22 protein-coding genes and 3 pseudogenes are annotated in these 26621 nt (G+C 52.6%); 9 read left to right on the top strand and 16 right to left on the bottom strand.

Annotation, left to right across the window (positions count from 1 at the left end; all coding sequences use genetic code 11):
- Window positions 1–77 precede the first annotated feature (77 nt).
- The 3 genes from HPY58_10345 (at window position 78) to HPY58_10335 (ending at window position 1698) form a co-directional block, all read left to right on the top strand.
- Window positions 78–677 (top strand): Uma2 family endonuclease, encoded by a 600-nt coding sequence (locus HPY58_10345; GenBank protein NPV30024.1) that lies wholly within the window; start codon window positions 78–80, stop codon window positions 675–677.
- 405 nt (window positions 678–1082) lie between these two features.
- Window positions 1083–1406 carry a nucleotidyltransferase domain-containing protein gene (locus HPY58_10340; GenBank protein ID NPV30023.1) on the top strand — a complete coding sequence of 108 codons (324 nt, stop codon included), beginning with the start codon at window positions 1083–1085 and terminating at the stop codon, window positions 1404–1406.
- Window positions 1407–1500: 94 nt separating this feature from the next.
- Complete coding sequence (locus HPY58_10335) at window positions 1501–1698, top strand: hypothetical protein (protein NPV30022.1); 198 nt, start codon at window positions 1501–1503, stop codon at window positions 1696–1698.
- 60 nt (window positions 1699–1758) lie between these two features.
- Here HPY58_10335 and HPY58_10330 read toward each other — a convergent pair whose 3' ends face one another.
- From HPY58_10330 to HPY58_10290, 9 genes are all read right to left on the bottom strand, one after another.
- Window positions 1759–2454, bottom strand: coding sequence for an apolipoprotein A1/A4/E family protein (locus tag HPY58_10330; GenBank protein NPV30021.1), 696 nt, complete (start codon window positions 2452–2454; stop codon window positions 1759–1761).
- Between the two features lie 179 nt (window positions 2455–2633).
- Window positions 2634–2915: a ferredoxin family protein gene (locus tag HPY58_10325; GenBank protein NPV30020.1), complete on the bottom strand. Its 282-nt coding sequence runs from the start codon at window positions 2913–2915 to the stop codon at window positions 2634–2636.
- The gene (locus HPY58_10320) at window positions 2912–4204 is read right to left on the bottom strand and encodes an FAD-dependent oxidoreductase (protein NPV30019.1); all 1293 of its coding nucleotides are present in this window, start codon (window positions 4202–4204) and stop codon (window positions 2912–2914) included. The genes HPY58_10325 and HPY58_10320 overlap by 4 nt, the downstream gene beginning before the upstream one ends.
- A gap of 16 nt (window positions 4205–4220) precedes the next feature.
- Window positions 4221–5189: an electron transfer flavoprotein subunit alpha/FixB family protein gene (locus HPY58_10315; protein ID NPV30018.1), complete on the bottom strand. Its 969-nt coding sequence runs from the start codon at window positions 5187–5189 to the stop codon at window positions 4221–4223.
- A 19-nt stretch (window positions 5190–5208) separates the two neighbouring features.
- On the bottom strand, window positions 5209–5982 hold the full coding sequence (locus HPY58_10310) for an electron transfer flavoprotein subunit beta/FixA family protein (protein ID NPV30017.1): 774 nt from the start codon (window positions 5980–5982) through the stop codon (window positions 5209–5211).
- An 85-nt stretch (window positions 5983–6067) separates the two neighbouring features.
- The gene (locus tag HPY58_10305) at window positions 6068–7207 is read right to left on the bottom strand and encodes an acyl-CoA dehydrogenase (protein NPV30016.1); all 1140 of its coding nucleotides are present in this window, start codon (window positions 7205–7207) and stop codon (window positions 6068–6070) included.
- 30 nt (window positions 7208–7237) lie between these two features.
- The gene (locus tag HPY58_10300) at window positions 7238–8050 is read right to left on the bottom strand and encodes a crotonase (GenBank protein NPV30015.1); all 813 of its coding nucleotides are present in this window, start codon (window positions 8048–8050) and stop codon (window positions 7238–7240) included.
- A 27-nt stretch (window positions 8051–8077) separates the two neighbouring features.
- Window positions 8078–9658 carry an acyl CoA:acetate/3-ketoacid CoA transferase gene (locus HPY58_10295; GenBank protein NPV30014.1) on the bottom strand — a complete coding sequence of 527 codons (1581 nt, stop codon included), beginning with the start codon at window positions 9656–9658 and terminating at the stop codon, window positions 8078–8080.
- Between the two features lie 429 nt (window positions 9659–10087).
- Window positions 10088–11506: a sigma 54-interacting transcriptional regulator gene (locus HPY58_10290; protein NPV30013.1), complete on the bottom strand. Its 1419-nt coding sequence runs from the start codon at window positions 11504–11506 to the stop codon at window positions 10088–10090.
- 812 nt (window positions 11507–12318) lie between these two features.
- Between HPY58_10290 and HPY58_10285 the strand changes: the two genes are divergently transcribed.
- Window positions 12319–13689, top strand: a complete 1371-nt coding sequence (locus tag HPY58_10285; GenBank protein NPV30012.1) for a GntP family permease — start codon at window positions 12319–12321, stop codon at window positions 13687–13689.
- 469 nt (window positions 13690–14158) lie between these two features.
- Here the strand turns inward: HPY58_10285 and HPY58_10280 are convergent, their stop codons facing one another.
- Window positions 14159–15538, bottom strand: a complete 1380-nt coding sequence (locus tag HPY58_10280; protein NPV30011.1) for an SEC-C domain-containing protein — start codon at window positions 15536–15538, stop codon at window positions 14159–14161.
- A 567-nt stretch (window positions 15539–16105) separates the two neighbouring features.
- On the opposite strand from HPY58_10280, the gene HPY58_10275 reads away from it, so the two are divergent.
- The 3 genes from HPY58_10275 to HPY58_10265 all read left to right on the top strand — a co-directional run bounded on the left by HPY58_10275 (window position 16106) and on the right by HPY58_10265 (window position 18967).
- Window positions 16106–16573 (top strand): DIP1984 family protein, encoded by a 468-nt coding sequence (locus HPY58_10275; GenBank protein NPV30010.1) that lies wholly within the window; start codon window positions 16106–16108, stop codon window positions 16571–16573.
- Window positions 16574–16997: 424 nt separating this feature from the next.
- Window positions 16998–18497: an IS21 family transposase gene (locus HPY58_10270; protein NPV30009.1), complete on the top strand. Its 1500-nt coding sequence runs from the start codon at window positions 16998–17000 to the stop codon at window positions 18495–18497.
- Window positions 18494–18967, top strand: coding sequence for an ATP-binding protein (locus HPY58_10265; GenBank protein NPV30008.1), 474 nt, complete (start codon window positions 18494–18496; stop codon window positions 18965–18967). Before HPY58_10270 ends, HPY58_10265 begins: the two co-directional genes overlap by 4 nt.
- Before the next feature lie 391 nt (window positions 18968–19358).
- Here the strand turns inward: HPY58_10265 and HPY58_10260 are convergent, their stop codons facing one another.
- The 5 genes and pseudogenes from HPY58_10260 to HPY58_10240 all read right to left on the bottom strand — a co-directional run bounded on the left by HPY58_10260 (window position 19359) and on the right by HPY58_10240 (window position 23746).
- Entirely contained in the window at window positions 19359–21086 is a 1728-nt protein-coding gene (locus tag HPY58_10260; protein ID NPV30007.1) for a hypothetical protein, read from the bottom strand.
- Complete coding sequence (locus tag HPY58_10255; GenBank protein ID NPV30006.1) at window positions 21073–21321, bottom strand: hypothetical protein; 249 nt, start codon at window positions 21319–21321, stop codon at window positions 21073–21075. Before HPY58_10255 ends, HPY58_10260 begins: the two co-directional genes overlap by 14 nt.
- A gap of 455 nt (window positions 21322–21776) precedes the next feature.
- Complete coding sequence (locus tag HPY58_10250; protein NPV30005.1) at window positions 21777–21947, bottom strand: DUF5615 family PIN-like protein; 171 nt, start codon at window positions 21945–21947, stop codon at window positions 21777–21779.
- A gap of 106 nt (window positions 21948–22053) precedes the next feature.
- Window positions 22054–23314: pseudogene (locus HPY58_10245) on the bottom strand (IS110 family transposase).
- Window positions 23298–23746: pseudogene (locus tag HPY58_10240) on the bottom strand (DUF433 domain-containing protein). Before HPY58_10240 ends, HPY58_10245 begins: the two co-directional pseudogenes overlap by 17 nt.
- 543 nt (window positions 23747–24289) lie before the next feature.
- On the opposite strand from HPY58_10240, the gene HPY58_10235 reads away from it, so the two are divergent.
- Entirely contained in the window at window positions 24290–24490 is a 201-nt protein-coding gene (locus tag HPY58_10235; protein ID NPV30004.1) for a hypothetical protein, read from the top strand.
- Window positions 24491–24545: 55 nt separating this feature from the next.
- Here HPY58_10235 and HPY58_10230 read toward each other — a convergent pair.
- Window positions 24546–24941: pseudogene (locus HPY58_10230) on the bottom strand (transposase).
- A gap of 141 nt (window positions 24942–25082) precedes the next feature.
- Here HPY58_10230 and HPY58_10225 point away from each other — a divergent pair.
- On the top strand, window positions 25083–25838 hold the full coding sequence (locus tag HPY58_10225; GenBank protein NPV30003.1) for an SDR family oxidoreductase: 756 nt from the start codon (window positions 25083–25085) through the stop codon (window positions 25836–25838).
- The last annotated feature ends 783 nt before the right edge of the window (window positions 25839–26621 follow it).

Raw genomic sequence — 26621 nt, 5'->3', positions numbered from 1 at the left:
AAAAAGCTGTTTACAATTTTTTCTTAGGAGCATTTATAATGAACCTGCAAACAAGGTGCACGCGAAACTTCAGAGAGATGGTGAGTGCAGTGCCGGAAAAAACAGCCACCCGCGAACCTTCCGGAAAAAAGTTAACCTATACCGACTATTTAAAAATCGACGATGGGCAGCGCTACGAGCTGCTGGAGGGGGATTTGGTCTTGACGCCTGTGCCGGGGTTTTCGCACCAGTACGTCGTGGCCAACATTGCAGCGCTCTTGCGCGCCTTCGTGGAAAAGCATAACCTGGGTCTCGTTTTATTTGCGCCCTTTGACATCGTGCCGGCCGAGGACGTGGTTTTGCAGCCGGATGTACTCTACCTCTCGCGGGAGCGTTTTTCCCTGCTGCGCGAGGAGTGCCTGAGAGGGGTGCCGGACCTGGTGGTGGAGGTGCTCTCGCCCAACTCGGGGCGCCGCGACCGGCTGCAGAAAAGCAGGTTGTACCTGCGCTACGGAGTCAGGGAGTACTGGGTGGTTGACCCCGCCGCCGAAACGGTGGAGGTATTCAGCGCCGGCGAAAGGGGCTGGCTTTTGGCCGGAGTGTACGGGCCGGAAGACTCCCTCACTTCTCCCCTGCTCCCTGAATTTACCGCCCCCGGGGCAGAAATTTTCCGCCGGCCGGAGGGACTGGCACTGTAACCAAGAAATTTCAAAATGGCGTTCCTTCACAGGCCGGGGATACGGGTCTGAGCAGGCAGTCCTTTTTGGAACCGGCTTTCGCCTTACAGGTAATACCACCGCCGGTGAGCCGGCGAGACATACGGGAACTTTTTTCTTTTTTTCTGTGTCTAACCAGCCGACGGGAGGCGAGGAAAAAGAAGCTGGCGAAAGCGCTCCTGGAGCGCAAGAGCCTGAAGGACTAGAATCGGTGCCTTGAAAGAACGGGCAATCAATGACGCCCGGGTGCCAGGAGGGGGCCAGCCGGCAGAAAAGCCGGAGGACCTTGTTGCCGAAATCAACAAGCTGAATACGAAAGGGCGCATCTTGCCGGCCGTTTGAGGAAGCGGTACAATGCAGGCAGGAAATCCTAGAGGGGGGAACGCTTTGCCGTCACGGGAAGAGATCATCGCCGCCGCAGCAGATTACCTGGAGCAGCAGTCTGATATCGCGGCGGCGTACCTGTTCGGGTCGCTGGTCCGGGGAACCTTCCGGCCCGGGAGCGATGTGGATGTCGCCGTTCTCTATACACCAGAGGCGGGGGACGGATTTACCCGCTTCGAGAGAAAACTCGACCCGGAAATCTCCCTTGAGGAGATCGTCTGCCGCCCCGTGCAGGTAATCGACCTGGAACAGGCGCCCCTTCCCCTCCGGTACCAGATTCGCAAATACGGCAGACTTGTTGTGGAAAGGATAAAAAGCGGCGCGTAGACTTCGAGGTGAGGAGCCGCCGCCTGTACTTCGATATGCAGCATTTATCCCGGCTGCGCAAGGCCCGCCCTCTTTAAAAGGTTGGGTTGAGAAGATGGTTGATGAGATGCTCCTGGAGGAGAAATTAAAGCTCCTGGCCGAATACATTGCGGATCTGGAAGAACAAAAACACATCTCTCGCAACGAGCTCCTGCGGCGCTACGTAGAAAGAACCCTTCACCTGGCGGCAGTGAAAGCGCAAAAGGGCATCAAATCGCCAAAAACGGCAAAAACACTTAAGGCCGCACCATAAAGATGCGGCCTCCGTATTTTCAGCTGCCTTCAGCACGGATACACGCGTGCCTGAACGGCCTTAACGCTGAAGCAGGGCAACGATGACTCCGCCAAAGCCGACTATGACTGTAACGAGCATTCCCACCATCCACAACTTGAGGTTGCTAAGTTTATCGTCCAGCCGGTCGATTCGTTCGTTTAAGCGCGCCTCCTGAGTTTTCATCTGGCCGCTGAGCTTCTCATCCAGGGCTTTAATCTCCCCGCTGAGCTTTTCATCCAGGGCTCTAATCTCCCCGCTGAGCTTCTCATCCTTCTCATTCAGGGCTTTAATCTCCCCGCTAAGCTTCTCATCCAGGGCTTTAATCTCTCCGCTGAGCTTTTCATCCAGAGCGCCAATCTCTCTGCTGAGCTTCCCATCCAGGGCTTTAATCTCCCCACTGAGCTTCCCATCCAGGGCTTTAATCTCTCCGCTGAGCTTTTCATCCAGGGCTCTAATCTCCCTGCTGAGCTTCTCATCCAGAGCGCCAATCTCTCTGCTGAGCTTTTCATCCAGCCGGTCGATGCGCACGTTGATCCTGCCGATTTCTACGCCCAGCTTCTCATCAAGATGATCAATTCGGGCATTCAGCTTTCCGTCGAGAGATTTTATTTCGCTGCTCAGCTTTTCATCGAGCCGGTCGATGCGCTGGAGCAGGAAGAAGAACTCTGGGGAAGCCAGGCCGCGGGGCGGCTGCTCGTTCCCTGCAGCGGTTTCTTTAACGATTTCCTCAGGCACGGCACTCACCCTCTTTCACCTACTTCCATTGTAACACCGGAAGATGGGAAAAACAACCCAGCGTTGTTTCTTCCGGGCAAGAACGCTTCTGGTGGTGCCGGCCAACTTCCGCCTCGGCGCGGCCCAGGTACGAGATTAATGACCATGCCTGAAATTTATCCCAAAGTTGCGGTTAATCCCTAGCCATAACGAAAGATTACACCGAAGGAACCGCGGGGGTAGTTCCAGGTCAGGGCCCCCTTCGGGCAGACCACCCGGCAGGCGCCGCACTCCAGGCACCCGGCGTAGTCAAAGTTAATCTCCTCCCCGTTCCAGGTGTAGAGCCCGGCTGGGCAGACGAAGGTGCAGGGCTTAACCGAGCAGCTCCTGCAGATGTCCCTCTTCAGTACAATATGCGGTTCTTCGTGGTCAACCTCGAATTTATTCAGGGCAAGGCGTTCCGAAATGCTCAGGCGCTTCATATGCTCCTCGCTCCCTTCCAGGCATCCCGCACCAGTTGCCAGAGCGGGACTTTCTTGCGCAGGTGCTCCATAACCAGTTGCCTGACCCTGCGGGGAGGCTCCCCTTTCACCTTGAAGAGGTCCGTGAAAATGTCCACGGCAAGTTCGGGGTAAGTATGATAAAGCCCGGGGGTTTCGAGAAAGCGGGGAGCGTTCCGGTAACCCGTGAGATCGTGGTGGACATGGGTCTGCTGCAGAATCTCCTCGTAAACCCCCAGGCCGGAGGCGCTGAAGTCCCCTGCTTCCCGCGCCTGCATTACGGCCCTGGCGGCGGCAGCCCCCGAGGTGATGGCCAGGTCCATCCCTCTGACCATGAAGCCGGTATTGATCACAAATCCCGCGGCATCCCCCGCCACCAGGAGGCCGCCTGCTACCAGGCGGGGCCGCATCGCCAGGCCTCCCTCGGGGACCAGGTGGGCAGAGTATTCAAGCACCTCTCCTCCCTCCAGAAGCGGGCGGAGGGCGGGATGAAATTTGAAGTCCTCAACGGCCTCGGCCACGCTCACCCCTGCCCGGGCCAGGGCATGAAGGGAGAAGACAAGGCCCAGGGAAATGCTTTCCTTGTTGGTGTATAAAAAACCTCCCCCCTGCACCCCTCTGGTGCAGGAGCCGACGAAGAGGCGGGCCGCGCCTTTCCCCCCCTCCAGGCCGAAGCGCTCCTCTATGGTTTGGGCAGGGAGGGCAATCAGTTCTTTGACCCCCACGGAGACGTGCTCCGGCGGGAGTTCCCCCCGGAGGCCCGCCTTCCGGGCGAGCAGGGAGTTCACCCCATCGGCCGCAATGACCACATTGGCAAAGATTTCGTCTTCCCCTGCCCTGATGCCGCAGATCCGGTCTTCCGCCCAGAGGAGGTCGTCCACCCGGATCCCGGTGGCCAGCACCGCTCCCGCCTCTTCGGCCTTGCCTGCCAGCCAGGCATCGAAATCGGCGCGCAGCACGGTAAAGGAGTGGCACGGAGCCTCCCCTAAAGCTTCGTTCTCGAGGGCCACGGTGACGGCCGCGCTCTCGGTAAGAAAACTCAACTCCTCCTTCACGACGCACCGCTCCACGGGAGCCTCGTTCCAGAACTCGGGAATCACCCGGTGGAGGGAGTAGCTGTACAGGCGACCCCCCATCATGTTTTTGCTCCCTGCCGCGGGCCCCCTTTCGACCAGAAGCACCTCCAGGCCCTGGCGGGCAAGTTCGTAGGCGGCAGTAGAACCCGCAGGGCCTGCCCCCACAACGATGCAGTCAAACCTCTCTTCGCTCAAAATCTCCACCCCAGTTTCAGCGCGATTTCACTTCTTTGATCCTTTTGATAAGCTCCGGGACCACCTGGTAGAGATCACCCACAATCCCGTAGTCGGACGCCTCAAAAATGGGGGCGTCTTCGTTCTTATCGATCCCGAGAATGATCCCGGCGTCACGGCAGCCCACCACATGCTGGATCTGCCCGGAACTACCCACGCTGATGTAGAGCCTGGGTTTAACCTTCCGCCCGGAAATCCCGATGTAGGAGTCCTCCGGGAACCAGCGGTAGCCCTCCTCTTCGGCCACAGGGCGGGTGCAGGCCAGGGCCCCCTCCAGGAGGCCGGCCAGCTCTTCGAACATTGCCAGGTCCTCCCGCTTTTTCACACCCCGGCCGATGCAGATTACCACCTGGGCCTCCTCCAGATTCGCAGCAGACAACTGGCGCGGCTGCCGCTCTATAACCCGCACCGGACCCTCTTCCACGGAAACCTCAGTAAAGCCGCCCTGGGAAGTGTGAGAAGTTTCGCCGGCAGGCGCAGGGCACTCCCAGGTCCGGGGGGGAACGGTGATGATGGGAATTCCAGAAACAAAGGCATCTGTGCTTACTGCCAATCCGCCATATAATAAGCGCTGAGTGGCAGGCAACTCTTCGTTCCAGTCCCGCACCTTAGCCTCAGTGGCAAGGCCGCTGTCCAGTTCTGCAGCCAGAAGGGCAGCCAGGGTCTTTCCTCTTTTTGTAGCTCCCACAAGGACCAGATCTCCGCCGTTTTCCCTGATTAGCCGGGCCAGCTGGCAAAAAGCAGCCTCAACGGGAATTCCGTCTCCGGGTTTGAAGTAATACACCTGCTGGACTCCTGCACCGGCCGCGGCTCTCGCCGCCTCGAGGTTTCCAAGCGCCGCAGCAAAAATGGAAATCTCCCCCGGAATCAAGGTGTTTGCTCCTGCGATCAATTCCGCGAGAAGATTCTGTTGTTCGGAAATAACCCAGACCTTTTTCTGCGCCATTTTCGAGCCTCCTTGACTTTTAAATAACCCCTTCTTTGCTCAAAGCCTCTACAACATGAAAAACGGCTTCAGCGGGTTCCCCTTTGAAAACCAGGCGCTTTCTGGAAACAACTGCTCCTTTTAATGAGCGATTCTCGAGGCAAATTCGGACTTCTGAAGGATTGAGCCCTAAATCTTCCAGCTTCCACGTCTGCATCGGCTTCCTGCCGGCTCCCATCACCTGCTTTAAAGTGGGAATGCGGGGCTGGTTGATCTCTCCCGTTACCGTGACCACAGCAGGCAGCGGCGCCTCTACAACCTCGATCCCGTCCTCCAGTTTCCGCTCCGCCCGTAAAATTCTTTCTTCAACTGTAAGTTTGGCCACGTAAGTAACTGCCGGACACCCTAAAAGAACCGCCAGGCGCGGCCCAACCTGCTGGGCGTAATCGTCGCTGGCACCCTCGCCGCAAATGACCAGGTCGCAGTCTCCAATCTTCCGGATCGCCTGAGCCAGCACCCGGGCCGTAAAAGCAGGATCAGCCAATGCCGTGTTTTCAACCTGAACGAAAATTCCCTCATCGGCTCCCCGGGCCAGAACGTCTTTTAAGGAAACCTTGACCTGGGAAGGGCCGGCAGTCAGCGCAAACACCGTACCCCCCTGCTGCTCTTTGATCCTTACGGCCTCTTCGATGGCGTTCCGGTCGTAGTCGCTGATCTTCCAGGCAGCCCGATCGGTTAAAAGAGACTGGGTTTCGGGGTTTACCCTGATGTCCTGCTCATCCAGCACATACTTATAACAGGCTACGATCCGCAAAAAATCCACGCTCCCTTTGTATGATGAAGAGGGCCGGAAAGGGCCTGCAAACCGGCTTTCCGGCCCTTTTTTAGCCAGGATACTTTTATCCCGTCACCAACCTGCTGATTACGATCTTCTGGATTTCTGAAGTTCCTTCCCCGATTTCGCAGAGCTTGGCTTCTCTCCAGTAGCGTTCGACAGGGAAATTCTTGCTGTATCCGTAGCCGCCGTGGATCTGGATCGCCCGGTCGGCACACCAGACGGCGATTTCGCCAGCGAAGTACTTAGCCATCGCAGCTTCTTTAGTAAAAGGCTGCCCGGCGTCGCACAGGGAAGCCGCCCGGTAGTTTAGAGAACGTGCCGCCTCAATCTTGGTGGCCATTTCTGCGAGGTAAAATGCGATCGCCTGGTGCTTCACTATTGGAACGCCAAAAGTCTTGCGCTGCTTGGCAAACTCCACGGCAGCCTCGAGGCTCGCCTGGGCAATTCCGATCCCCATAGCTGCAATACAAATCCGGCCCAGATCTAAAACCTGGAGGGCGGTATGCAGGCCCCGTCCCAACTGCCCGAGGAGGTTTTCAGCGGGGACCCGGCAGTCGCTGAAGATCAGCTCGCCGGTAGCAGAACCGTGAAGGCCCAGCTTTTCTTCAAGCTTTCCGATGGTGAACCCTGGGGTGCCCTTTTCCACGATAAAGGCACTCGGACCCCTAACCCCCTCTTCCTCCGGGGTTTTAGCAATCACGACGTACACTTCGGCAGGCCCGCAGTTGGTAATGAAACACTTGGTTCCGTTAATCACCCAGAAGTTGCCGTCGCGAACGGCCGTAGACTGCTGAGCAGCTGCGTCAGATCCCGCGCCGGGCTCGGTGAGGCCAAAAGCGCCAAGCACTTCCCCCTTAGCCAGGGGTACAAGATACTTTCGCTTTTGTTCATCCGTACCTGCAATATTGATGCTGTCCGCACAAAGGCCGCTTGCACCGACAATAATACCTAAAGTAGCGTTGGCCCTCGATATTTCTTCCATCGCGATGGCCCGGCTTAACATATCGCTGCCGACTCCGCCGTATTCTTCCGGGATGGTTACCCCAAACAGGTTCAATTCGGCGGCTCGCTTAACAAGATCCCAGGGGAATTCGGATTTATCATCTATTTCCCTGGAGCGGGCAAGAGTTATCTCCTTTTCTGCGAATTCCCGGACGGTCCTTCTCATGAGTTCATGCTGTTCCGACAACAGATAAGCCATCTTGGCTACCTCCTTATAAGATTTTGCCAATCAACCATTTGTCTTGATTTTTGGAAGCATTTTCCCCGAAAACTGGGGCTTGCGTTTTTCAATAAAGGCCGACATTCCTTCGGACTGATCCTCGTAGGTGAAACACATACCAAAGACATGGGCCTCGTAGACGCAGGCCGACCAAAAGTCCATCTCCAGGCCCTGGTTAATCGCAACTTTTGCCAGCCTCACGGCAACGGGGCTGTTTTTCATGATCCTGCGCGCTAAAGCTTTGGCTTCCTCCAACAGCTTCTCGTGGGGAACAACTTTCTGAACGAGGCCAATTCTATAAGCCTCTTCGGCGCTGATGTGATCTCCCGTGAAAATAAGCATTTTACCCATCCCTTTTCCTACAAGCCGCGGGAGGCGCTGGGTGCCTGCATATCCGGGAGTAATTCCAAGATAAACCTCCGGCTGGCCAAATACGGCGCGCTCTGACGCGATCCTGATATCAAAGGCCATCGCGACTTCCGTACCGCCGCCCAACGCGTACCCGTTAATTGCTCCGATTGTTGGGATCTCCAAATTTTCTATCTTGTACAAGACCCGCTGGCCCAGTTTTGCGTACTCTTTCGCCTCATGCGGCGTCATGGGATACATGACCTTGATATCCCCACCCGCAATAAAGGCCTTTTCCCCGGCGCCTGTAAAAATGGCAACCTGGATATCTTTTTCCGCAGGCAGGCTGTCGACCAGTTCCTCGAGCTCTTCCATGAGAGGGATGCTCAGCGCATTCAGAGCCTCGGGCCGGTTAAACGTGATTACGGCAATCCCCTCGTCCTTTTCGATCAAAAAATACTTGAAGTCTTTCATTTGCTGCTCCTCCTCCTTGCAATACTCTTATTTAACCAGACACGAATCGCCTGACCTGATATCGTCTTTCAGTCCCATAGGCTTATCCAAAAAGATTCTCTGATCCATCGTCCGCAAATCTTCGGCGATCTTGACCGGAAATTCAATCTGGCTTAGAACATGCTCGTGCAAGTCGATCCCCGGTGCTATCTCCGTGAGAACCAGACCGTCCTGCTGCAGCTCGAAAACGGCCCGCTCAGTAATATAAAGAACTTTTTGGCCGACTTCGCGAGCATACTTCCCGCTAAAAGTAATCTGCTCCACTTTGTTCACAAATTTCTTAAATTTGCCTTCCTGGACTATGCCAACTCTGCCGTCCTTAACCTCGATCTTCAACCCGCCTGCAGTCAAAGTTCCGCAAAAAACCACCTTCGGCGTGTTCTGCGCGATGTTGATAAAACCACCCGGGCCGACCACTCTGCCGAATTTACTTACGTTAATGTTTCCCTCTCTGTCGACCTGCGCCAGGCCTAAAAACGTGATGTCCAAACCTCCACCATCGTAGAAATCAAACTGCTGGGCGTGGTCGAAAATCGCCTCGGCATTATAAGTTGCTCCGAAGCTCAGACCTGCCGCCGGCACTCCGCCAAACGCTCCGGCCTCAACGGTGAGAAGCATTTCATTCTGGATTCCCTCCTCTGCCGCTACGGCAGCAACTCCTTCAGGAATCCCAAATCCAAGGTTCACGATTGATGCCGGCCTCAACTCCATGGCAGCACGGCGGGCAATCACCTTGCGCTCATCAAGCGGTATGGGAGGGACCTGTCCCATAGGCACGCGTATCTCCCCCGCCCAACACGCGTTGTAATCCGGGCTGCCAAACGTCTGAGGGTGATCTTCAGCCGGCGCGACAACCACCACATCGACAACAGCGCCCGGAACTTTGACCTGTTTAGGTGGTATCGAACCCGAACGTACAATCCTTTCGACCTGAGCGATTACAATGCCGCCCGACCTTTTTGCAGCCTCGGCGATATAGAGGGCTTCGGTAAGCACCGCCTCTTTTTCCATAGAGATGTTGCCGTTCTCGTCCGCCGACGTTCCTCTAATTAGTGCCACGTCGATGGGAAATGCCTTGTAAAGAAGCCATTCCTCTCCATCAATTTCTAGAACTTTGATCAGGTCTTCCCTGGTACAGTCGTTAAGCTTGCCGCCTTCAACGCGAGGATCAACGAAGGTGCCCAACCCCACCTTGGTTATTACGCCAGGCCTGTTGCCGGCCACCGCCCGGTAAAAATGGGCAACTACTCCCTGAGGCCAGCAGTATGCTTCTACTTCATTCTTTGCCACAAGCTCTTGAAAGCGAGGAACCAGCCCATAATGTCCTCCGATGATCCTCTTCACCAAGCCGGCATGACCAAAATGGTTCATGCCGCGAGACCCGTAGTCACCCATTCCGGCACTGTATACTACCGTTAATTTCTGCGGATGCTCCGTGGCCAGAAATTTTTCTTCAATTTTCCGCGCCAGGTGCTCTGGATAGCCTGCGCCGATAAAGCCGGACACCCCTACTGTAGCGCCGTCTCGTATCAGATCTATTGCCTCTTCCGCAGAGAGGAACCTCACCATAAAAGAACACCTCCCGTAAGCTTCGTCTGGTTCAATAACATCTGGGTAATTACTTCAACCGACCGCGCACTTTAAAACTTCGTGCCGTCCATAGATCCGACCACCTCCTGGCTAGGGCTTTAGTACATTTGCCCCAACCTTTCAAGCAAAAAGCATACCAGTTGTTTCGCCGCTCCCCTCCGCCCCGCCCGCGAGGCGGAACTCGCCGCAGTTTTTGGAGACTGGGAAGAAGGGAGAGCGAAAAATAAATAAAAAAGGGAAGGATGTTCTTCAATCCTCCCCTGTCAATTCAAAAAAGCATCCGTTCTCAAACCCTCTGCCTCGGCACAAGGACAGGACAAGAGGCGGGGCATTTCAACGCGTTGAAAAACTGCTTGATTTACCGGGATTCTAGACCTCAAGAAACGCCTGGTGGCAGCACTTTTTAAGTCAGATCCCAAGCCGCTGCTTCTTGCGCGTCAGAGTAGAGGCGTCAATTCCTAAAATTGCAGCTGCATCACGCTGATTGTCCGTCTTCTCGAGCGCCCAGGATATCATGGACTTTTCTGCTTCGTATAAAAAGTCATGGAGATTCCGATAGCTTGAAAAACGGGCCGTAAAAATATCCTCCTCTTTTGCAGGTGTTTCCTGTTGCAACTTACTGCTGGAGCCTTTCTCAAGAATTTCTTTAGGGAGTTCGTCCACGTCAATCAGGTCCGTAGAACTTAAAACAACCAGCCTTTCAATTACGTTCTGGAGCTCCCGGACATTACCCGGCCAATTATAAGCCAACAACCTGTCAATTGCGGCTGCCGAAAGTTTTTTCTTTAAATCGTACTTTTTATTATACTGCGCCAGAAAATGGTTTATCAGCGGCAGTATATCATTGCGGCGCTCTCTGAGCGGGGGGATGGTGATCGGAACTACATTAAGCCTGAAAAACAGGTCCTCCCGGAATTTCCCTTCGGCAACCATTTTCTCCAGGTTCCGATTTGTTGCCGCTATAATTCTCACGTTAATGTCGATCGGCTTTGTTCCCCCAAGGCGCATAATTTTGCGATCCTGGAGCACGTTCAACAGCTTCGTTTGAAGCCTCACAGGCAGCTCTCCGATCTCGTCAAGAAATAAGGTGCCTTTATTGGCCAGCTCGAAAAGCCCCATTTTCCCATTCCCTTTGGCTCCTGTAAAGGCGCCTTTTTCGTAGCCGAACAATTCTGATTCCAGGAGGGTCTCCGGTATGGCCTCGCAGCAAATCTTGACAAAAGGGCCTTCGCTCCGCTCTGAAACCGAATGGATAAATTTAGCCAGCAGATCCTTGCCCACACCTGATTCACCTAATATAAGCACAGTAGTATCAACTCTACCCACCTTTAAAGCCAGCGATAAGACCTTTTCCATGGTCGAACTGCGAAATATAAATTCCTGACTGTTTTTAATCTTTTCCAGCTTGATGTTGTCCAGCTGCAGCTTTGAAATATCCAGCTGCCTCCTGACCTCTTCCAGCTCCGCCTTCAGCGCAATTAACTCCGTAAGGTCCCGCAAACTGCAAACAACGTAAGACAATTTTCCATCGATAAAATATGGAACGGCTGAGACAACAATATCCCGGCCCGTCGGATATTGTATTGTCAACGTGCAGGGCCTGCCGGTATTAAGAACTTTTTTCACAATCGACTCCGAAATAAATCCCTTCTCCTCCATTTCACTTACGTTCATGTTTATTATCTGTTCTCTAGAAAGTCCGGTAAGTTTTTCGAAGGCCCGATTGCAAAAAACAGCAAAACCTTTGCGATCGGCAATAAATATTCCGTCATACAAGTTTTCCAGAGTTCCTTCATACAAATGGATTGTTTGCCTGAACTCAGCCAAGACCTCTTCTATTTTTTTTGTTAACTCGTGAGAATCATGTCCGGTGATTTTCTTACAATAATCATGCAAATGCACAATTTTTTCCCGGCGAATACAGTTGTCTTTTTTAGCAACTAATTTTTGTTTAGAATTTTCTTTTCTCTCGGTATCATTCATGATCCCCCCACCCCCTATGAATAACTTTAGAGCAAGTTCTCGTGCTTATTTTCACAATTTCAAGGCTGCAATTCACAAGCTGCAATTCACGTGGTTGCAATTTACGTGCCATATATCAATTATCAAAAACATTAAAAAACAGGTGCAATGGTGAATAAACGATTGCAAAAACTTGCAATTAAAATTTTACGCTGTGACTATTATCCTAAAAAATTATAACATTTCAGTTATTCGCCGTCACAAATACTGGCACGCGTTAAACCCTAAAGGGAAACTTCATGAAAAATCCTCTTTTGAAAATCCTTTTCAAGCAATCTTGCTCACCAATTTTCTTGATCAATATGTTTGAATCCACAATTTTCCACGAATCCTTAGCATTTCCTTCCCATTACGTTCCCGGGTAATAAACCCTGGCATAAAACTTGCTGAGCACATCCCAGTAGGTTGCTGCTTCTTATACCGCCTAACCGGGAGGTGGCCTTTCATGACCGGAAACAAATGATCAAAAGAGGAGTTCGGAAGCCGGCCGGTTTGTTGTTTTAACCGTTGTTTTAACCACAGAATTAATCTGCTGCTGCCGGGCTAACCTACCAGTCAAAACGAAACAGGCACACGACAAGACTTAAAAAAAGACAGGTCGAAGGAGGGTCAAAATTGTGGCTATCTTAGGCATCATCTTAAGTCTCGCACTGCTGATTTTCCTGGCATACCGCGGTTTTTCCGTGATACTGTTTGCCCCGGTTTGCGCCCTGCTCGCGGCTTTATTTTCCGGGGCAAGTTTGCTGCCAACCTATACCGAGTTATTTATGGCAAAAGCGGTGGGCTACGCGAAAAGCTTCTTCCCGATCTTTATGCTGGGTGCAGTTTTCGGAAAAGTCATGGAAGACAGCGGCGCGGCCCGCTCAATCGCCAAGGCTTTAATTCAAAAGTTGGGGCCAGAACGTGCCATATTAGCGGTGGTGTTGTCATGTGCGGTTCTGGTCTACGGCGGTGTCAGCTTATTCGTTGTGGCCTTTGCAGTGTACCCATTCGCCGCGGCCCTTTTTAAGGAAGCAAACATTCCTAAAAGACTCATCCCCGCCTGCATTGCCTTGGGTTCTTTTACGTTCGCAATGGACGCCCTGCCCGGATCGCCGCAGATACAAAACATTATCCCCACCAAATACTTTGGAACTACCACCTACGCAGCACCATGGACCGGACTGATTGGGGCAGTCATCCTCTTTACAGGAGGCATGGCGTGGCTTGAATACCGGAAGCGCAAAGCGATCGCAAAAGGGGAAGGCTATGGAAAGCATACCCTTAACGAACCTGAAACTTCAAACGATGACAGGCTGCCCAATGCTGCAATCTCGTGCATACCCCTGCTGGCAGTTCTGGGAGGCAACTTTTTCTTCACCAAATGGATTAGCAGGTGGGACCCGGCGATTTTAAGCAATTACCCGGGGGTGCAGCTGAGCAGCGTAGCCGGAATTTGGGCCTTAATCCTGGCCATTGTTATAGGAATTTTGCTGGCGATCACTTTCAACTGGAAATACTTTAAAGATTCTGTTGTAAAAAGCCTCAACACAGGTACAATCGGGTCGCTGCTGGCCATCATGAATACGTCGTCTGAGGTAGGCTACGGGAGCGTGATCGCTTCTCTTCCGGGCTTCAAAGCAATTGCTTCTGCAGTTTTAGGTATTAAAGGCACTCCGCTTGTTTCGGAAGCGATCGCGGTGACCTCTTTAGCAGGCATCACAGGGTCCGGCTCCGGCGGTCTCAGCATCGCACTTGAAATCATGGGAAAACAGTATCTTGAATGGGCCCACCGGGTGGGAGTCAGCCCTGAGTTGCTGCACAGAATAGCTGCAATGGCCTGCGGTGGTTTCGATACCCTGCCTCATAACGGTGCGGTGATCACCCTGCTGGCAATTTGCGGCTTAACGCACAGGGAGTCCTATCCCGATATTTTCGCAATCACGGTCATGAAAACCTTAACAGTTTTTATCGTAATTGCGATCGTTTCTATATTTGGAATAGTATAATTTACTAAATCAAGGCCCGAAAGCTGGTGCACGTGCTATTACAAATTTCCCCCACTTTCTTTTCTGCCCTTCATTTCGGTCTGCAAATCGAAGTGAAGGGTAACTTTTTTTAATATCCCTGGCATGCCTTTTGCTATATGAAATGAAAAAAGTGCAGCGTGCGGGATGCTCCGGACAAAGTAACCATTGTTACTTCTCCCCCCGAGTAACGGAGTATCCCGCACAGCAGAAAAGTGTTATAAAAGAACCGGCACACACAAACAGGGGCACAAACAGGGGGACGGTTCTGCTGTTTGCCTCCTTCAGGCTCTATTTTAACAGTCAGCCCCGTTATCCTCGCAATCTGTCTGAGGCTGCTCCCCTCTATCACCTTGATTTTTCTGCAGGATTTTATAGCTCCGGTTTTTCCATCTGGTGCAGAACACTAACAGGTCTACCACTTAACTTTTTTGATTTCGTGTTTCGTCACTTACCCTTGCCTGCTTGCGCAAACATGAGAACCGTCCCCTTGTTTGCCTTCTTCCACAAGCGACCGGGCGAAGCTAACCAGATCTTTCTGCCCGGCTGCAGCCTTTTCCCTTGCCCGTACACCAAAGGACCGGTAGACATCCCGCACATGTCCGGCTTCTTCCGCCAGATTCCGGGACTCCAGGTAAGCGGCGTACTTTTCAACCAGGTTCTCGTCGCACAGATCTTTGACGTCTTTAAACTCCACCCCGGCCTCCGTTAGAGCCAGGGGGAGCCCGGCCAGGAACGTGCAGGCATTCCTCAGATAAAGGTATTCGAGAAGCGCATACCCGTTATCGTCAAACATCAAAGAAAGGTAAAGCATCAGATTGCAAAGTGATTTTCCCAGCTCGCTGTCCTGGATTTCCTGAATTTTCTCATTGAGAGAATTGAGGACTTCCGGAAGGAAAAATTCGTACCCACCGGCGCCCAGAAGCGCTTCCTCCAGCAGCGACAGCAGCGCAGGGGGTACCCTGCGGCGTAAAAGCAGGTTTTCAAAACTTTCGATAAAGCCGGAGATTGTTGCGTAAATCCCCCCCAGGACGGAGTAGAGGGGAACGTCCACCTTTATTTTTCCCTGTACAACGGCAGCTACTGCAGGTTTAATCTCTTCCGCCAGGCTTTCCGACAGCATTTTTTTGTATACTGGATATTTGCTGAAAATGGTTTGTATCTTTGCGTAAAACTCGTGCTGACTCTCATCCTGGTATTTTTTAGATATTTCACTCATCTCTCTGGCAGCCGACAGCAGGTCATTCCTCGTCCTGGAAAGAACAGACCGCCAGAACAGCTCTCGCATGTCGTCCGCCACCAGCCAGCTCAGCCCTGTGAGCAGCAATTTGAGCTCGTCTTCGGTGCAGTCATCGTAAAGAAGCGACAGACGGAACAACTCCACCGATCTTGTCGCAAGCAGATATCCCCAGGTTCCGTCGAGGTATTCCATAATGTCAAAGTCTTCATCAAAATCGAACTGCCATACCGGAACCCTGAGATGCCTCAAATACGGCTTCTCACCCAGAAGCCCCTGAAGCCGGTCCGAAAGAACTCTTAAACCGACCTCATCCCCGGAGTCGCGCAGCCGTTCTTCCTCATCCCAGGCATCCTGCAGCAGTCTGCCAAGCGTCTCCGGGTCCGGCATGTGCCCCTCTTCCTCAGCCCGCATCCCGCACACAAATCCGAGGGTTTCAACAATCTCCCGCCCCCCGGCCGTACAGTTTCCCAGGCCGATCACCCGGCCGATCCGGCGAATCGCCTCCTCCACCCTCTCCTGGCAGCACTTTTTAAACTTGCGCCCGCTGCCGCAGGGGCAGATGTCGTTCCTCTCCACTTCAAAGACCTTCATGCTTGCACCTCAATTCATTTGAATGATTTCTCCAGGTATCCACACCCATAACAAAAGATCGAACGCGGGCTCTCATGTCCTCCTCCCAGACAAAAACTCTATCGGTTATTTCTCTGCTTATTTCCAGATTTCCTGCCTCCCGGCAAGGTTCATCCCTTGACTGTTCGGCGGCGATTTCGGCCAGCTGCCGGGCCAGGGCAGCCTGCTCTGCTTCGGGGGCAAAACAGGGGGACGGTTCTGCTGTTTGCCTCCTTCAGGCTTTATTTCAACAGTCAGCCCCGTTATTTTCGCAATCTGTCTGAGGCTGCTCCCCTCTATCACCTTGATTTTTCTGCAGGATTTTATAGCTCCGGTTTTTCCATCTGGTGCAGAACACTAACAGGTCTACCACTTAACTTTTTTGATTTCGTGTTTCGTCACTTACCCTTGCCTGCTTGCGCAAACATGAGAACCGTCCCCTTGTTTGTAAAACATGAGAACCGTCCCCTTGTTTGTTCCTTGTTTGTTCCGGGAACTTTTTTCCTTTTTTCTGTGTCTAACCTACTAGCCCGACAGGAGGTGAGGAGAATGAAGCTGGCGGAAGCGCTCCTGGAGCGCAAGAGCCTGAAGGATCAGATCGGCGCCCTGAAAGAACGGGCAATCAACGACGCCCGGGTGCAGGAAGGGGACCAGCCGGCAGAAAAGCCGGAGGACCTTGTTGCCGAAATCAACAGGCTGGCCGAGCGCCTGGAAAGGCTGGTGATCGCCATCAACCGGACGAACGCTCACGCCCAACTCCCGGATGGAAGAGCAATCATGGAGGCCATCGCCAGGCGGGACATGCTGAAGCTCCGCCACCAGGTTGCAAAGGACCTGGCCGAGGCGGCCGCCCCGGAGCGCGGCGGATGGCGGCTCACCCGCTCCGAGGTGAAGTTCCAGCCCACCATTGACATCGCCCGGTGGAGGCGGGAAGCCGACGCCCTGGCCAAGGCCTACCGTGAACTGGACGCGGCCATCCAGGCCGCAAACTGGACGATCGATCTGATCGAAGAGTAGAAAAATCAATCAGAGGTGTAGCCGTAAGTTTCGCTGCTGAGGGCATCTCCCCGCCGGAGGTGCGATATCCGGCCGTAACGCGCCGCGAGGCGCTTTCGTGAAGGGTCCTTTGGGCTTGGTACCCCAAGACAGACCGGTGAAGGTGCAAGGGGTAATGCTTACACGGGCACCGGGCACCGGGTAATGCGTACGACCGTGTGCCGGCAGCAAAATCACGGTGAGGGCGGGAAAGGGGAATAATTCCGGCTTCGCCGCGTAAACAGCGGCGTTATCTTCATTATACGAAATCCCAAACACCCGAAATGCGATATCTGTTTTTGTTACTCTAAAAGTTGACCAGATGATCAGCGAAAAGTTGACCACCAAGATCAAATTCCCTGTTATGCTGGAGGAGGAAATCCTTTGGCAACAGGAGGAAAGAGGGATGATCGATGTGGTCGACAAGGAGATGATCCGCAGGCTCTACTACGTAGAAGGGAAATCCATCCGGTGGATCTCGAGGAAATTGGGCTTCGCCAGACAAACTATAAGAAAAGCGCTGCAGGATGCAGAACCGCCTACGTACCGGCTTAGGGGTACCAGGCGCAGGCCTGTAACCGGACACATCCGGGAGGTTTTGGCCCAGTGGGTGTCCGAAGAAAAGGAGAATAAGCGTCGCCTCACCGGAGACCGTTTATACCAGCGTTTAGTGGAAGAATACGGTTATACTGGAAGCCCCTCTACTATAAGGCGGATAGTTGGAGAATTGCGTAGAAACGCCAAGGAAACCTTTATTCCCTTAGGATTCCGCCCTGGAAGTAATGCCCAATGTGATTGGGGTGAGGATGTGGTCATCTTAAACAAAGCAAAAACACTGGTGCAGTTTTTCTGCCTGCGCCTGAGCTTTAGCCGGATGCCCTTTGTTATGGTTTTTCCTACCCAAAGGCAGGAAGCCTTCTTCGAAGGCCATACCCAAGGGTTTATCTTCCTGGGCGGCGTTCCTCTGAGTATCACTTACGACAACTTAAAGACAGCCGTTTTCAAGGTTCTTGCAGGCCGAAACCGCATTGAACAGAACAGCTTTATTGCTTTCCGCAGCCATTACCTTTTTGAAAGCCGCTACTGCAATGTCGGCAGGGGGAATGAGAAGGGCGGGGCGGAAAACCTGGTAGGTTTTGCCCACCGCAACTTTTTCACTCCCATTCCGGAAGCTTCGGATTGGGCAGAATTAAACGAATTGTTTTTGGAGCGCTGTTTGGACTACGCCAGGACCCACAAAGCACCTGGCACCAAGATGACGGTGTATGAAGCCTGGCAGGCGGAAAAAGAGCATCTCCTTCCTCTGCCTTCCCGCTTCTTCCCCTGTTGCCGTCATATTGAGGTCAAAGCTGCCCGGAACCAGCTGGTGCGCTTTGAAAACAATTATTATTCTGTACCTTCTTCCTGTGCAGGACGGCTGGTGGTGATCCGGGCTTATGTTCACCGGGTGGAAATCTACGCTGACCACCGGCTGGTGGCCACTCACCGCCACTCTTATGGCACGGAAGAGGAGATATATGACTTGGATCATTACCTTGAGGCCCTTTACCGCAAACCCAGGGCTTTGGAGGATGCTAAACCCTTTCACCGTGCAGACCTCCCGCCAGTATATTACCGTTACCTGGCGGCCTTAAAAAAACATCATGCCCAACCGGAAAAAGAATTTGTACAGATCCTCACGTACCACCGGGAAGTTGGATGGGACGCTCTAACATCCGCCTTAAATAAGGCTTTAGAAGAAAAGGTCTATCACGCCCCCGGAGTGAAAAACATCCTTGAGCAGCTGACCGGTAAATGCCTTACTTTCAGAGAAACCCATGACCTTTCAGCCTACCGGGTGTCCAGGCCGAACCTGAAACAGTTCGATATCCTGGGAAGCTGCAATAAAGGGATGATGATCCATTGAGCACAGAACTCCTTCTTAAAGAGTATTTACACAAACTGAAGCTTCCGGCGGTAGCCCAGCACTACAAAAGTTTTGCCCGCACAGCAGCAGAAACCAACCGCACTTATGAGGAATACTTATGCGCTCTTTTAGAACAGGAGATATTGAGCAGAGAAGAAAGCGCTCTTAAGAACCGGATCCGCCGGGCTAACTTCCCTTATTTCAAGACCCTCGAAGAGTTCGACTTTACTGCCTTACCAGGCTTGAGCAAGCCTAAAGTGTTAACTTTAAGCCGGGGAGAATACATCAAAGCCAAGGAAAATATTATCTTCCTTGGTAACAGCGGAACCGGTAAAACGCACCTGGCCATTGCCCTGGCTTTATGCGCCTGCCGGCAGGGTTATCGTGTACGTTTTTATACTGCCGGCTATATGGGCGGGATCTGGTCCAGGAGATCGCAGAAGGTGCCCGGGATACCCGGCCAGGTGTAAACTGCAGATGACTGCCAGCAGGTCGTCGCTCCGCAGCCGGATCACCCAAGCGTTGATGCTCTCCTGCGATCGCCGGAACCCCCGGCATTGAACCCGATGACGAAGCTTGAGAGCAGGTAACAGCAACGTCTCAGCCGGGTTTTCCAGTCCAGACCTTCTCAAAGGCGGATTCGTAGGCGAGGATGCTGTGCTGGCAAACCGAACTGGATGTTTTAGCAAAATTATCCTATGCAGGTGGTCAATTTTTTAGAGATCAAGTGGTCAACTTTTTTATTGACAAATACAATATCTGCTCCGGGCAGAAAAGGATACTGGCGGCAGAAAGTTTGACCCGGAGTATTTTTACATCAACGAGGTAAACCGGGCACTTGCGAAGATAAAATAAAATCCCTTATAAGCCGGCTTTTTTTAATTCCTCACGCAGAGCGGAGAAACGGGCATATCTATTCTTCAGGGCGGTGATGTAGTTTTTCCAGTCCGCCTGTTCACCCAGGCGTTCATAGAGGTTCCTGACGCGGCACAGCAGCCCCGCAGCATAGCTGTAGTGTTTGCGCTGGCGAAGTGCAATAGCCGCTTCCGCCATTTCCCGGTACAGCTTTATGGCCTCCCGGGGATGCTTTTCTTCGGCGGCCCTGGCTACTTTACCTCGATAGTCGTGCCAGTCCCCCGGAGGAATCCCGGGCACCAGTTCCAGCGCCCGCGCTACATCCCCCTCGTCCAGGGCTATCTCAATCAGAATGTCTGCCTGCTTTTTGCGCTCCAGCACTTTCAATATCTCGTTGCGCACCCGCGGCCAAACTCCGAGCTCTTCACAAATCTGGCGTAATTTTCTAAATGACGCAAGGGTAGGATGCTGCTCAAAAAGCCGGCGCTGCCATTTTAATGCCTCGTCCAATTCTCCATTCCTGCTGTGGTAGTTCGCCAGCCATTCCAGGTAACCGGGATGGGAATCCTTCGAACCGGCCAGTTGGGTTAACAGTGCCACGGCGTGGTCCCCGGCTCCGGCGTCTGCCAGCGCACCGGCCAGGCGCATGATAATCCCCGGCTTATCCCTCATGTGCTGCTTCGCCAGGGCTACCGCTCTTCCAGGCTCGCCATCTCTGACCATAAGAAAAGCCCGCTGTTCCGCGGTTCCCATTTCCTGGATTAACCGCCTGGCCTGCTCATAGCGGCCGTTCTTTTCCTCCCAGGCTACCAGTATTCCTACCAGCTTCTCCCGCCCCCATTCGCCGCTTTTCGGGATATGTTCACATACGCATTCCCGAAGCAGCTCCCAATCCTGCTCGCCGGCATGCTCAAATATGGCGTCCAGGGCTTCACCGGCAAAATCGACACCACCCATTTCTATGTCAGCCAGTTCGGCCTTCATAAGAGACATCAACCAGGCCTGCCGCGTGTCGCGGTCGCAATCACCTCGATTAAGGCACTCGCTCAATCCCTCCACACATTCGCAGGCAATGGCGGCGATGGCTCCATCATCGTCCATGCTCAACAACTCATTGCCATAAATCTCTGTCAGAGCGTCAAGCACCGTTTGGTAGACCGCACCTGCCCCCGGCCAGTCTTCTTTCCGGGCGAGGCGCTCGGCCGTTCGCAAGATGTTCCGCAGGCCCATCTCTATTTCAAAGGGGTCATCCAGGCTCAACGCTCTCTTCACTTCTCGGCTCAATGCCGCCACATCCAGAGACTGCCCGCCGGCCGTAGCCACAGCCAGATCAACTACAGCCGACAAAGACGGCTCCCGCTGAAGCATCTCAACGATCAGCGAAATGAGTTCTTCCCTGCTGAGCCGGGCAAGCATGGCGTCCAGTGACGTTAAAACCTCAAAAGAATCCGGTTCATGAACATAGGTTAGCAAGAGGGCAATGATATGTTTGCAAACCCCTCCCCGGGGGCAGGTACAGGATGCCTCCCGGATGCCGTTATTATCCAATACAACCCTGACCCTGTACGGCTTCGACTGTGACCCATAACACTCACCGCGCAGTTCCATCCCTTGCCGGAGGGGATGGCGAATGTTTCCGCCGGCGTAGTAATTCATCCCGCGCTCAAAACTTCGCCCGTCCGCCAGATGACGAATATATTCCTCTGTTAACCATGAGAGATTACTGCCGTCCATAAACCCACCTTTCTCCTGTCCCCGTTTTATCCTCAAACAACGTCAAGCAATACCTTGCTTTCTGATAAGCCCGGCGGGCTTCAGCCACCTCTGCTGCCAGTTCTGCACGCCGATGCTGGATCAGGCGCCGACGAATAATTTCGATTAACAACAACTGATCATCTTGCGGCAATGCCTCAACGGCTTCGACGACTTCTTGAAGCGCGAAAAAAATTTTTCTCGTTCTCCAGATCAATTCGCCTCCTTGTCTTCTCCATTTTCTCTACAATTACCGGTCCGCCGCAACACTATAAGCAGGCTGAGGACCCAAGGTTTTCATGAACCATTGAAATGTACTTCATCACCAAAGGTTTCAATGTGAAACCGGATGGCAGTTTTACGTCAGCGAGCGCTCTTCGGCAGTACAACCTCTAAAAAACGCTCTGGCAGTACTATTGAAAAGGCCGATTTTGACTCGCATAAAAGCCTGGCCAATTTAAAGCAATCTTCCCAATCGAACATCACCTGTGGCCCCCGAGAAACCTCCCTGGAAAAACTTTCCCGGAGAAAATTCTTTTTTCTTAAAGGTAATCCAGCGTTATGCAAAGTTTTGAGTCAGTTCATTCAAGCGGGAAAGGAGCCATTCCTCGTCAATCCGCTCGAGTCTTCGCAAGGCTTCCTCAGGCTCAAGTTCGGTGACCATATATATCGTCACGGTCTTTGTTTTACGGCTTCATTTTGGAGGGCATAGACCAAGATTTCATGGTCCTTGGCACCACGCAGACCAAAATCCCGAACATCTAAAGCCTCATACCCGGCAGCAGCAAGTGCCTTCGCAGTGGACCGTGGCAAATCTTCATCGACGAGAAATCTTAATCTCACAGAACCGCTCTAACCTGTTCTTCATCCAATACCGTCGCCGCATAGCGCAGCGCACTACCCTGAAAATAACCTAGCGCAATAGGCAATAACCGCCAAAGGCAATCTGTTACGAGAGTTGGTCCAGAAAACTTAGGAAACCAAGAAACTTAGGCAACATCCAGTTCCAACGAAACCTTGTATCCAAAGACTCAAGTTTCTTAACCGCCCGGTGGACGATGGCATCTTTTTTGAGCCGGTCAAAATAGTCAGCACCCAGCTCGATGTACGGTGTGCGCCTTTTTAAAACGTGGTAAACGATCACCAGAATGGTGTGGCCAACAGCTACGGCCGCCCGGTTGGCCCCCCGGCGGGCGGCAATCCGGTGGTACTTTGAAGACAAGTAGGTGTTTTTGGTTCTCCCGGCAGCCCGGGCAACTTCCACCAGGATATTGCGTAAAGAATTATTTCCTTTGCGTGTCCGACCTGATTTGCGCTTTCCAGCGCTCTCGTTGTTGCCTGGACACATCCCCGCCCAAGAAGCCAGGTGGGCAGCGGTAGGAAAACGCTCCATGTTGGTCCCGATTTCGGCCAGGATTTGCTCGGCGGCTTGGTTTGCCCACGCCGGGAATGGTGTCCAAAAGGGCCAGGGCTTCTTCAAAAGGGCGCATCCGCTCCTCGATCTCCTGGTCCAAACGGGCAATTTGCCGGTCTAAGAAGTCAATATGTTCTAAGATAACAGCCAAGAGCATCCTCTGGTGGGGGCCGATTAAACCGGTAAGGGCTTTTTCCAACTGCTCCTTCTTGCTCTTCATCCGTCCCTGGGCCAGTCCGGCTAGAAACCTGGGGTTATCTATGCCGTGAATGATGGCTTCGATCATGGAGCGCCCAGAGGCCCCCAGAACGTCGCTGGCCACAGAGGAAAGCTTGATGTTGGCCCCCTCCAAAACTTTTTGCAGGCGGTTGACTTCCCGGGCGCGCTCGTTAACCAGGCTCTTCCGGTAGCGGACCAACTCCCTTAACTCCCTCTGCTCCCGGTCGGGGATGTAGCTTCCTTGCAGAAGCCCGTGCCGGAGAAGGTCGGCGAGCCACTCAGCGTCTTTCAAGTCAGTCTTCCGGCCGGCCACTGCCTTGAAGTGTTGGGCGTTGACCACGAGGGTAGTGATTTCCTCCATCTCCAGGAGGTTGTAAATCGGTTTCCAGTACACGCCGGTGCTTTCCATGGCCACGTGGGTGCAGCCTTTCTCTTTGATCCACTGAACCAAGGCCACCAGGTCACCGGTCATAGTTCCGAAAGTTTTGAGTTCCTTGCCTTCAGGAGTGATGATGCAAGCCGTAATGCTCTTTTTGTGCACATCTAGACCACAACAGCGCTCATAAATGATCTCCATTTGAAAAGCTTTCCCCTTTCGCGGTGGCAGTTTTTGTTGCGGCTGGTGCAGCAGCCTTTTTAGGGCTCAGGTCTCCCTGCGTGCTTCCCGAAAAGGGAGCAACAATCTGTGGTGCACCAGGCCGCCGGGGTCTGTCTACTGATCGGGCTTGAAAACACCAGGTGCTACCGACCTCTCGTCGCCAGCCGCAATAAGGATGGTTCGACACGAACCCATTTTCATCCTCTGTTGGTGTCGCTAAAAAGCGGCATGGGGGTCTACTAAGGATTTGCTCGCGGGTTAAATCAAACTCCTCAATTAGTTCTTCATATGTTGCACCACCGGCCAACTTGCCCAGAATAAAAGGGCAACCGGGACCCGCGTTCCTTTAATCACAGGCTTGCCACCTTTAATTCCCGGATCCGCTACCACTCCTGGATAAATTTCCTGCATTATGAAATCCCCTTTGGCCTCCTGCAACGAAATATACTTCCAAAGCACTATCTGGTGTTATTCTACCAGGAGATAAGGAAACCGGCAAGGAAAACCGGCCTTTTCCCCGGTCTCCTGTGTCTCGAGGTCTCCACCGGCGCCACGGCCTGCCTCAGCACAGGCCCTCTCCATAAGCAGACAGATGATGGGGGCGCCCCTCTGGTAGATCTCAATATCTACCAAGCTCTTCTGCTTCGCGCTTGAGGACATCTTGGCACCTTGAGCCCTGTTATTATTCCGGCGCAAATTGGGCCGCTTCTATCAAACCGCCTGCAGTAAATTTTTTGCCTCTAATCGCAAGGAGTCAATTTTTCTCTACCGCAAAAGGCAAAAAGGGCGTCACCGAAATTCCACGACGTTTAGGACATGCTCCTTGCCCTTGTCTGCCGGCGCAAACATGAGAACCGTCCCCTTGTTTCCCCTTGTTTGCCCTTCTCTGGTGGATAAGGTAGCCCCAGTTAACGATGTCGGCCTCGGAGAAAATCCTTGATGTCCGCTGACTTCGTGAAGGAAGAAAGGCAGCACATCAGGAGATTATTGAACAGGGTGAAGCGGTCCTCCCCGTTCATCACGATGAGCCCCGCCGTCCAGCGGGCGGCAATTTTCGAACCACAGAAGAGTGTTGTGGATGATCGAACCACAAGGAGGAGGATCCGCATTAGCTTTTTCGGGATGAAACAAGCTGCGAGGGGTTTAAAAGCATAGCGCTGAGAAGGTTGGGTCGGAATAATCGAAAGATACACTTACTGAATGAACCTGCTCAGCTCCTCCCAATGATGTTCCGGGCTTCTTCCAGGGAGCCGGCGGCAAACAGCTGGTCCAGCACCCGGTCCAGCGCATCCATGTCGGTCAGTTGCGGCACCTTTTCCTGTATGGCGGCAGAATCCGCTCCAAACCTGGGGGCCAGGTACCTGCATATGACCTCCTGCTTTGCTTTAATTTTACCTTCCACAAGGCCCTCCGCGCGGCCTTCTGCGCGGCCTTGCGCAAGGCCCTCCGCACGGCCTTTTTCATGCCAGCTGGTGGTTATTTGCATAATGGCATCAACCTCTTTTTTGTCCATTTTACCCAATTCCCGGTAAAGCTGTTCTTCCTCGCGGTTCAGCTTCAGGTAGGTCTCGAAAAAAGCGGCCAGCAACTCCATGCGCGCCGGGTCCCGAAACTGCAGGCGCAAACATGAGAACCGTCCCCTTGTTTGCCCACAAGAGAACCGTCCCCCTGTTTGCTTTTGAATAAAAAAGCATTTTAAGGGTAGGATAACTAAATGGAAAACTCAAATTAGGAAGGAGCCTTTCAATTGCCTTTATTACAAGATAAGGTCGCCGTAATCACTGGTGCAAGTTCGGGTATCGGAAGAAAGATTGCTTTGCATTTTGCCAAAGAAGGAGCACGAATAGTTATAGGGGATATCAGAGAAGAACCTCGTGAAGGAGGAAAGCCAACACATCAGGAGATTATTGAACAGGGTGGAGAAGCGGTTTTTCAAAAGACCGACGTATCAAAACTTGATGACTTAAGGAATTTGATCAAGAAAGCCTTAGATGCTTTCGGCCGCATTGACATCTTGGTAAATAATGCAGGTATCTTTATGATGAAACCAATTACAGAAGTTTCCGAAGAAGAATACGACAGGCTTATGAACATTAATGTTAAAGGCTCATATTTTGCGGCAAAGTTTGCCGCTGAAGAAATGCTTAAGCGGGGAATAAAGGGAAGCATTATTAACATCTCAAGTGTCGCCGGAATTGTTGGTGCAGCCTCTGCCACAACTTACTGCACTTCAAAGGGCGCTATTACCAATTTTACAAGAGCACTAGCTGCTGAATTGGGTCCATCGGGGATCCGTGTTAACGCCATCAATCCCGGTGTTATTGTTACAGAAATGACTGAGACAGATGTTCCTATTGTAGGCAAATTTGTGGAAGGTGTTCCATTGAAAAGGGACGGGAGACCAGAGGAAGTTGCCGCTTGCGCCTTATTTTTAGCAAGTGATGAGGCGTCATTTGTCAACGGTCATAACCTGGTTGTAGACGGGGGTTATACTGCGATATAACATTCAACTTCCCCGGCTTTTTGCCCCGCAAAAAGTATTCTTCACTATGCACCCCTGGGGATCCGGGGGGCCAAGAAACATTTGGAGCACGGTGTATTTTTGCAAGCATATTGAGAAAATACCTGTTATCTTCTCTCACCTACCCTTGGCTACCATTTTCCTCAGCCGCCTTAGACTCAAGTACTACAAACCGGGTTAAGGAAGTGAAGACTGCTTGGTTCAGTCTGGTACTCAGGCTACTCCCGCACCAAGGATGCCTAAAGGATTCCCGTCATGGTCAACTTTTGGGCGAATTTGACTGCAGTCAACTTGATGCGGCAAATTCAGCTGGTAGATTTCGAAATCTCTTCTGCTTTGAGCAAACCGTGCATTTTTATCAAAACTTCGTTGCAAGCCTTAATCTCCCTCTCAATACAACGTTCTGATAGTTCAAACTCATTTCCTGACAATTCTTTCGCTCCGAGCCGCATGGGAAGTTCTAATCCAATCGGCTAACCGCTGCTGGCTGCTTGTTTCATCTTGATGATTTTCTAATTGTTTTTTTGAAGGCCGCAACATCGTCTTCTGCCGGGCACATGCCAATATCATGGAAAAAAGCACTCAAGATCAGCAAAGCTAATTCGAGGGGCGACAGGTTTTTCAGTGTTGGGCACGCTGGAAAGCATCGTAACAAGCACGGTTCACAGCCGAAAGCAGTTCAGCAACCGCGGCCGAATTTGTCGCTCGCTCCTCGAGCTTAAGGTAGATTTTTGATCTCTCCTATCTATAACTTCGGGGATAACC

This window comes from Bacillota bacterium (assembly GCA_013177945.1).
In the GTDB taxonomy this organism is placed as follows: domain Bacteria; phylum Bacillota; class DSM-12270; order Thermacetogeniales; family Thermacetogeniaceae; genus Ch130.
Note: the sequence above shows the minus strand (reverse complement) of the source record. Positions and strands in the feature narration are given on the sequence as shown.

Coding starts and splice junctions, on each gene's coding strand:
- HPY58_10345 (NPV30024.1), top strand. CDS start 78: ATGGTGAGTGCAGTGCCGGAAAAAACAGCCACCCGCGAACCTTCCGGA.
- HPY58_10335 (NPV30022.1), top strand. CDS start 1,501: ATGGTTGATGAGATGCTCCTGGAGGAGAAATTAAAGCTCCTGGCCGAA.
- HPY58_10325 (NPV30020.1), bottom strand. CDS start 2,915: ATGAAGCGCCTGAGCATTTCGGAACGCCTTGCCCTGAATAAATTCGAG.
- HPY58_10315 (NPV30018.1), bottom strand. CDS start 5,189: ATGGCGCAGAAAAAGGTCTGGGTTATTTCCGAACAACAGAATCTTCTC.
- HPY58_10305 (NPV30016.1), bottom strand. CDS start 7,207: ATGGCTTATCTGTTGTCGGAACAGCATGAACTCATGAGAAGGACCGTC.
- HPY58_10300 (NPV30015.1), bottom strand. CDS start 8,050: ATGAAAGACTTCAAGTATTTTTTGATCGAAAAGGACGAGGGGATTGCC.
- HPY58_10295 (NPV30014.1), bottom strand. CDS start 9,658: ATGGTGAGGTTCCTCTCTGCGGAAGAGGCAATAGATCTGATACGAGAC.
- HPY58_10280 (NPV30011.1), bottom strand. CDS start 15,538: ATGAAGGTCTTTGAAGTGGAGAGGAACGACATCTGCCCCTGCGGCAGC.
- HPY58_10275 (NPV30010.1), top strand. CDS start 16,106: ATGAAGCTGGCGGAAGCGCTCCTGGAGCGCAAGAGCCTGAAGGATCAG.
- HPY58_10270 (NPV30009.1), top strand. CDS start 16,998: ATGATCGATGTGGTCGACAAGGAGATGATCCGCAGGCTCTACTACGTA.
- HPY58_10260 (NPV30007.1), bottom strand. CDS start 21,086: ATGGACGGCAGTAATCTCTCATGGTTAACAGAGGAATATATTCGTCAT.